The 6,053-nt window shown below is 62.2% G+C and carries 7 protein-coding genes and 1 pseudogene; 1 reads left to right on the forward strand and 7 read right to left on the reverse strand.

Translation table 11 applies throughout. The annotated features are described in order from the left end of the window. The first annotated feature begins 43 nt into the window (after positions 1 to 43). On the forward strand, positions 44 to 565 hold the full coding sequence (locus BHD07_RS29765) for a DUF3280 domain-containing protein (protein ID WP_275599645.1): 522 nt from the start codon (positions 44 to 46) through the stop codon (positions 563 to 565). Positions 566 to 679: 114 nt separating this feature from the next. On the opposite strand, the gene BHD07_RS29770 is transcribed toward BHD07_RS29765, so the two are convergent. The 7 genes and pseudogenes from BHD07_RS29770 to BHD07_RS29800 form a co-directional block, all read right to left on the reverse strand. Next, positions 680 to 1,225: a PQQ-dependent catabolism-associated CXXCW motif protein gene (locus BHD07_RS29770; RefSeq protein WP_338284123.1), complete on the reverse strand. Its 546-nt coding sequence runs from the start codon at positions 1,223 to 1,225 to the stop codon at positions 680 to 682. Beyond that, on the reverse strand, positions 1,222 to 2,091 hold the full coding sequence (locus BHD07_RS29775; RefSeq protein WP_100672562.1) for a substrate-binding domain-containing protein: 870 nt from the start codon (positions 2,089 to 2,091) through the stop codon (positions 1,222 to 1,224). The genes BHD07_RS29770 and BHD07_RS29775 overlap by 4 nt, the downstream gene beginning before the upstream one ends. After that, on the reverse strand, positions 2,048 to 2,578 hold the full coding sequence (locus BHD07_RS29780) for a c-type cytochrome, methanol metabolism-related (RefSeq protein ID WP_100672563.1): 531 nt from the start codon (positions 2,576 to 2,578) through the stop codon (positions 2,048 to 2,050). The genes BHD07_RS29775 and BHD07_RS29780 overlap by 44 nt, the downstream gene beginning before the upstream one ends. 77 nt (positions 2,579 to 2,655) lie before the next feature. Continuing rightward, a complete protein-coding gene (gene xoxF5 / locus BHD07_RS29785) occupies positions 2,656 to 4,461 on the reverse strand; it encodes a lanthanide-dependent methanol dehydrogenase XoxF5 (protein WP_324764326.1) in 1,806 nt (601 codons plus the stop codon). Between the two features lie 177 nt (positions 4,462 to 4,638). Further along, positions 4,639 to 5,049 carry a c-type cytochrome gene (locus BHD07_RS29790; protein ID WP_100672565.1) on the reverse strand — a complete coding sequence of 137 codons (411 nt, stop codon included), beginning with the start codon at positions 5,047 to 5,049 and terminating at the stop codon, positions 4,639 to 4,641. A 13-nt stretch (positions 5,050 to 5,062) separates the two neighbouring features. After that, positions 5,063 to 5,893, reverse strand: a complete 831-nt coding sequence (fghA, locus tag BHD07_RS29795; RefSeq protein WP_338284124.1) for an S-formylglutathione hydrolase — start codon at positions 5,891 to 5,893, stop codon at positions 5,063 to 5,065. 8 nt (positions 5,894 to 5,901) lie between these two features. Next, a pseudogene (locus BHD07_RS29800) lies at positions 5,902 to 6,053 on the reverse strand (S-(hydroxymethyl)glutathione dehydrogenase); the annotation flags it as partial.

A 6,053-nucleotide genomic window follows, 5' to 3' on the forward strand; every position in this document is an offset into this window, starting at 1 on the left:
AAGGAGCGTAGTTTAGCGACATGCGTGTGCTAGGCTGGATGTCATGCGGCACATCCTGACAGTCGTTGTCTCGATCCTTGTTCTGGCCCTGTCGCCGGCGCTCGCTCGTGCTGCGCTGGACAAGCCGCTGGCGCCGGGGGCCAAGGTCGCATTCCTCGGCATGACATTCATCGATCTGTCGACGGAGGGGGCCTATAACGGGGTGCGCGCCGACGAGACCGCGCGGCTCGAGCTCATGGAAAACGCGGCGCGCGACCGCTTCGTTCAGGAAGGCTTCGTCATTCTCACGAACGAGCCAGTGGCAGCCGAACTCGCCAGCACGGTCAATCCGGCCGACTGCAACGGCTGCGACCTGAGTATGGGCAAGCGGCTCGGCGCCGACTATGTGCTGGTCGGCGAAGTGCGTAAGATCTCCAACCTTATCCTGTCGGTGGAGCTCGTACTGCGCGACGTGAACTCCGGCGAGATGCTGCGCGGCCTTGCCGTCGACATCCGCTCGAACACCGACGACAGCTGGCTGCGCGGCATCCGCTACATCCTGAAAAACCACTTCTTCAAATCCTGAAGGATGCCCGATTAAGGCCTTTTGAGATTCGGGATACCCGTCGCCTGTTTGAGCGCTCGTCACAGGGATGACGCGAAGAGGAGAGATTGCAGTCCTCCGATACGTTCCCTCGTTTCACCGGCCGCCGGGCTCCGGCTCGATGCGCTCCGTGGGGTAGCCGGCCGCTGTCCAGCCATCGGTGCCCTGCGGAAACCAGAAGACGTGGGTGTAGCCGTATTCGAGGGCGCGCTTTCCGGCATTCCAGGACATCCAGCAGCCGTCGAGGCAAAAGAACAGCACCGGCCGGCTTTTGTCGCCACCGGTCGCCTTTTCCAGGCCGGCGCGAAAATAGGCGTGCATGACGTCGGCCAGCCGGCCATAGCCGACATTCGGCAGCCATAAGGCAGATGGAATGGACAGCCGCGGCTTCTCGTTCCAGACCGTTCCCTCGGGCAGGTTGGCGGGCTTCGGCGGCTGCGGCAGGACGTCGATGAAGGCCACCTGACCGGTTTTCCACAATGCATGGGCGGCTTCGGTCGACACGACGGTCGCGCCGGAAAGCGTCGCCGGCACCTCGGCGCGGTATTCGCTCTCCCGGTAGCCCGCAGGCTCCTCGGCCGCCGCCGCCGGGAAGGCGGCAAACAGGAGCAGGACCAGCGAATGGAGCCACTGGCGGGTCATTGCTGCGCCTCGAGCGGGCCGGTTCCCATGTCGTTCAGGAGCGGCACGCCGGCCTCGGCGAGGATCGCGTTGATCTCGGACTGATTGCGACGAATGAGGGAATTGAGCTTGCGCTCCCAGACCTTCTCGCCTTGCCGCACGCCCATGGTGATGCGGTAGAAGAGCCTTGGCGGGGTGGTCTCCGACAGGAGCGGAGTTGCCTTCAGCTTCGGGTGGCTTGCCTTGACGAGCGGCCCGCCGATCGGCCCCCAGAGGATGGCTGCGTCGAGGGCGCCGGATTCCAGGTCGGCGAGCATGTCGTCGGCCGGATCCTCATAGCGCCGGTCGACCATCAGATGATATCCCTTCGCCTTGGGCAGCAGTCCGTTTCTCGCCATATGGGTCGCCGGCGGCGTTCCCGCGACGATGCCGATCCGCTTGTCCTTGAGAAGAGGGTCGGCAAGCGTCGTGACGCCGCCCAGCGGACCTTCCGAGGCAACGATCAGCACATAGGACGAGGTATAATAATGGTTGGTGTTCAGGACCAGCTCGTCGCCCTGGGCGAAACCGATGACCACATCGCAGGCATTGGCCTGCAGGGTCTTGCGCACGAAGCCGGTCGCCATCGGAAACCAGGTGTACTCCACCGGCAACCCGAGCTTGGACGCCATCAGCTCGGCGATCCTGTTCTCGTATCCCTTACCCGACCGATCGGACATCGGCAGATTGGCCGGATCGGCACAGACCCGAAAAGCCGTCTTCGACACCAGGTCCGATGTCTGCGCTACCGCCGGCTGAGAGCCGGCGGCCGCCAGCAACAGAGCGCCGGCGCCTGCCAGAAGGCTACTCGTGACCGAGACAAGCCGTTTCAGCTTCCTTGATCGCATCGGATTTCGCTTCCTTCTTGGCCGGACGTCCGCGCGGCAGCGCATCGGCTCCGCGCGCTTTCAGATAGACGTAGATGTCGTCGAGATAACACATCACGTTGACGTTCTCGCCGAAGGCAGGCATCACCGAGTTCTCGGCAGCGTTCACCTTCTTGCGCCCGTTCGTGACGACATCGACGAAAGCGTAGTAGTCCATGTTTATCGCGGAGGTCTTCAAGGCCGGCGCATAGCTCGACCCCTCGCCCTCCGGGCCATGACAGACGTGACATTCCGAGTGATAGCGGCGAAAGCCCGAATAGGTGAGCCAGTCGACCGTGCCGTCCTCGGCGATCTTGAAAGTGGGAACGTCGTCGGCGGTGTAGTAGCGCCCGTTTTCGTCGCGCACAGCGGTGATGTTGTCCTTTGGCGCATCTTCTGCGCCTGCGGCGCTCGCCATAAACGTCAAAAAGGCGAGGATCATCGGTACGGCTGGTCTTGATCTGGTCATCTTGCGTCCTTTTGGGGGCTGATATGAGTTGGCGCGGGCTTGTGAGCCCGCGCCAACTCCCGGGCGAAGATTGCCTCTTATTCCGGCAGCTTGAACACGGTAAGCGTGCCGCCGAGTGCGGTGTAGTTGCTGAGGGCCGAGTAGCCGCCGACGGCTCCGAGACCTTCAGTCGGGTTGGTCAGGCCCGCTGCCAGACCGATACCGGCCCAGCCGCCGACACCCGAAAGCACGGCCACGTACTGCTTGCCGTCACGGGCATAGGTCATCACGTTGCCGATCACCCCGGAAGGTGTCTTGAAGCGATAGAGCTCCTTGCCGGTTGCCGCGTCGATCGCCTTCAGATAACCCTCGAGCGTTCCGTAGAAGACCACGTCGCCGGCTGTTGCCAGAGCGCCGGACCAGACCGAGAACGGCTCCGGCAGAGACCACTTGATCTTGCCTTCCTTGTTGTCCCAGGCAATGAAATTGCCCATGCCGCCATGGCTGTCCTTCGGCGGGTACATCGACAGCGTGGCCCCGACATAGGGCTGGCCGGCGGTGTAGCTGACCCGGAACGGCTCGTAGTCCATGCAGACGTGGTTGGTCGGCACGTAAAACAGCTCGGTCTTCGGCGAATAGGCCGCAGGCTGCTGGTCCTTGGTGCCGAGTGCCGCCGGGCATACGCCGGTGGTGTTGGTGTCTTCGCCGTTTTGCTCCGTCGAATACTGTGCCACGACCTGAGGCCGACCATATTTGTCGGACTTCGGATCCATGACCACTTCAGTCGCCCAGTTGACCGTGGGATCGTATTTCTCGGCCACGAGCAGCTCGCCGGTGACGCGGTCCATCGTATAGCCGAAGCCGTTCCGGTCGAAGTGGGTCAGCAGCTTGCGGTCCTTGCCGTCGATCTGCTGTTCGGTCAGGATCATCTCGTTGACGCCGTCATAGTCCCATTCGTCATGGGGCGTCATCTGATAGAGCCATTTGGCCATGCCGGTATCGACATCACGCGCAAAGATGGTCATCGACCACCGATTGTCGCCCGGCCGCTGGGTCGGGTTCCAGGTCGAAGGGTTGCCGGATCCGTAATATACCAGATTTTCTTCCGGATCGTAGGAGTACCAGCCCCAGGTCGTGCCGCCGCCGATCTTCCACTGATCGCCTTCCCAGGTGGTGAGGCCGGAATCCTTGCCGACCGGCTTGCCCAGATGGGTGGTCTTTTCAGGATCGATCAGCGTATCGCTGTCGGGCCCCATGGAGTAACCGCGCCACAGGAGTTTCCCGTCTGCCATCGAATAGGCCGTCACGTGACCGCGGACGCCGAACTCGCCGCCGGATATGCCGACGAGAATCTTGTCCTTCACCGGCATGACGGTGGCGGTATTCGTCTCGCCCTTGGTGGCATCGCCGTTCTTGACGCTCCAGATGACCTTGCCGGTCTTGGCGTCGAGTGCCACGACCGTCGTATCGGCCTGATGCAGGAAGATCTTGTTATCCGCATAGGCCACGCCGCGATTGACGGTGTCGCAACACATCACCGGGATCACGTTCGGATCCTGCTTCGGCTCGTATTTCCAGACGATCTGGCCGTCCTTGCTGAGATCCAGCGCGTAGACCGTGTTCGGGAACGGCGTGTGGACGTACATCAGGTCGCCGATGACGAGCGGCGAACCTTCGTGACCACGCAGAACGCCGGTCGAGAAGGTCCAGGCAACCTGAAGTTTGCCTACGTTGTCCTTGTTGATCTGGTCGAGCTTGGAGTAGCGCAGGTTGGCATAGTCGCCGGTCTGGATAGCCCATTGATTGGGGTCATCGATGAGCTTCTGCAAATCATCGTTGGCGAAAGCGACCTGTGCACCGCCGCCTATCGACATAATGGCAAGCATTGTAAGAAGTCGTTTCATTTCATCCTCCTCTTGGGTGCTGCCGATAGGGCCGTTGAACCCGCTCGCTCCGGGAAAACCTCGCGGTCTCCTCATCTCCCGGTATCGGCTTGCGACTCTGCCCCTGCTGCTGGAGAAAGCTCCGTCTGCTTCAGGGGTAACTTGCTTCTGTCCTTGTTTTCGTTTCCTCCTCTTCGGTCAGGGAAAGGTTGCCAGATATGCGATTATATCGGCGCGCTCCTGATCCTTGCGCAGACCCGCAAAGGTCATCTTGGTGCCGGGTAGGAAGCCCTTCGGACTGGTCAGAAACTCAGCGATCTTCTCCGGCGTCCAGGTAAGCCCTGCCTCGGCCGCCTTGCTCATTGCCGGCGAGTAGGCGTAGCCTTCGGCTTTGCCGGCCGACCGGCCGATTATCCCGTTCAGCAAGGGTCCGGTCTTCGACTTGGCATCCGGACCGACGGCATGACAGGCCTGACACTTGCGGAAGACTTTTTCGCCTGCACCGGGATCTCCGACCGAAGGATCCAGAGCAAGAGCCGGCGCAGCAGCGCCAAGAATTCCACCGAACAGGACGAAAGCGGTCAGTCGGGTACCAAGTCTAAAAGCCATTCTTTCCTCTCCCTTACGCGGCGTTCAGCCGCTCTGCATGCCAGCGCACGTGGTCCTCGCCGAAGCTCGCCACGAAGTAGTAGCTGTGATCGTAACCCGCCTGCAGCCGGACGACGCCGGCCTGCCGCCGCTCCGCCAGCAAGCGGGCCATCGCCTCGGGCTGCAGCTCGGCCAGAAACTGATCCGCCGCGCCCTGATCGATCAGGATGTCGCCATGCCAGCCGAGCTCGCCGAGAAGCAGGCAGGCGTCATAGCTGCCCCAGTCGGCCTCGTCGTCGCCGAGATACGCGGAGAACTGCTTGCGGCCCCAGTCCGACCGGGTCGGATTGACGATCGGCGCGAAGGCCGAAACGGAGCGGAACAGTTCCGGGTTGCGGAAGGCGATCGTCAGCGCGCCGTGGCCGCCCATCGAATGCCCGGTGATCCCGTTGACGCCGTTCAGCGGCAACTGATCCTGCAGAAGAGCGGGCAATTCGGTGACGATGTAATCATACATGCGATAGTGCGGCGACCAGGGCTTCTGCGTCGCATTGACATAGAAGCCCGCACCCTGACCGAGATCGTAGGCCTCGTCGTCGGCCACGCCCTCGCCGCGCGGCGAGGTGTCGGGGAAAACCAGCGCCAGCCCCTGCTCGGCCGCATGCCGCTGCAGACCCGCCTTGATCATGGCATTCTCATGCGTGCATGTCAGGCCCGAGAGATACCACAACAGCGGCACCGAACGCGTCCGCGCCTGCGGCGGCATGTAGAGGCCGAATGTCATCTCGACACCGCAAACCTCGGAGGCGTGGCGGTACACGGACTGGGTCCCGCCGAAACATTGGCTTTGCGTTACGAGTTCCATCTTCGCGCTCAATAGAGGACCACGCTCCGAATACTCTCGCCGGAATGCATGAGCTCGAACCCCTTGTTGATGTCCTCGAGCGGCATGGTGTGGGTGATCATCGGATCGATCTCGATCTTGCCCTCCATGTACCAGTCGACGATCTTCGGCACGTCGGTGC

Origin of the sequence: Sinorhizobium sp. KGO-5, assembly GCF_036245905.1 — a bacterium.
GTDB lineage: Bacteria > Pseudomonadota > Alphaproteobacteria > Rhizobiales > Rhizobiaceae > Sinorhizobium > Sinorhizobium meliloti_A.

What these genes read in the sequence shown, in the direction of transcription:
- BHD07_RS29765 (WP_275599645.1), top strand. Translation starts at nt 44, where the DNA reads ATGCGGCACATCCTGACAGTCGTTGTCTCGATCCTTGTTCTGGCCCTG.
- BHD07_RS29770 (WP_338284123.1), bottom strand. Translation starts at nt 1,225, where the DNA reads ATGACCCGCCAGTGGCTCCATTCGCTGGTCCTGCTCCTGTTTGCCGCC.
- BHD07_RS29775 (WP_100672562.1), bottom strand. Translation starts at nt 2,091, where the DNA reads ATGCGATCAAGGAAGCTGAAACGGCTTGTCTCGGTCACGAGTAGCCTT.
- BHD07_RS29780 (WP_100672563.1), bottom strand. Translation starts at nt 2,578, where the DNA reads ATGACCAGATCAAGACCAGCCGTACCGATGATCCTCGCCTTTTTGACG.
- xoxF5 (WP_324764326.1), bottom strand. Translation starts at nt 4,461, where the DNA reads ATGAAACGACTTCTTACAATGCTTGCCATTATGTCGATAGGCGGCGGT.
- BHD07_RS29790 (WP_100672565.1), bottom strand. Translation starts at nt 5,049, where the DNA reads ATGGCTTTTAGACTTGGTACCCGACTGACCGCTTTCGTCCTGTTCGGT.
- fghA (WP_338284124.1), bottom strand. Translation starts at nt 5,893, where the DNA reads ATGGAACTCGTAACGCAAAGCCAATGTTTCGGCGGGACCCAGTCCGTG.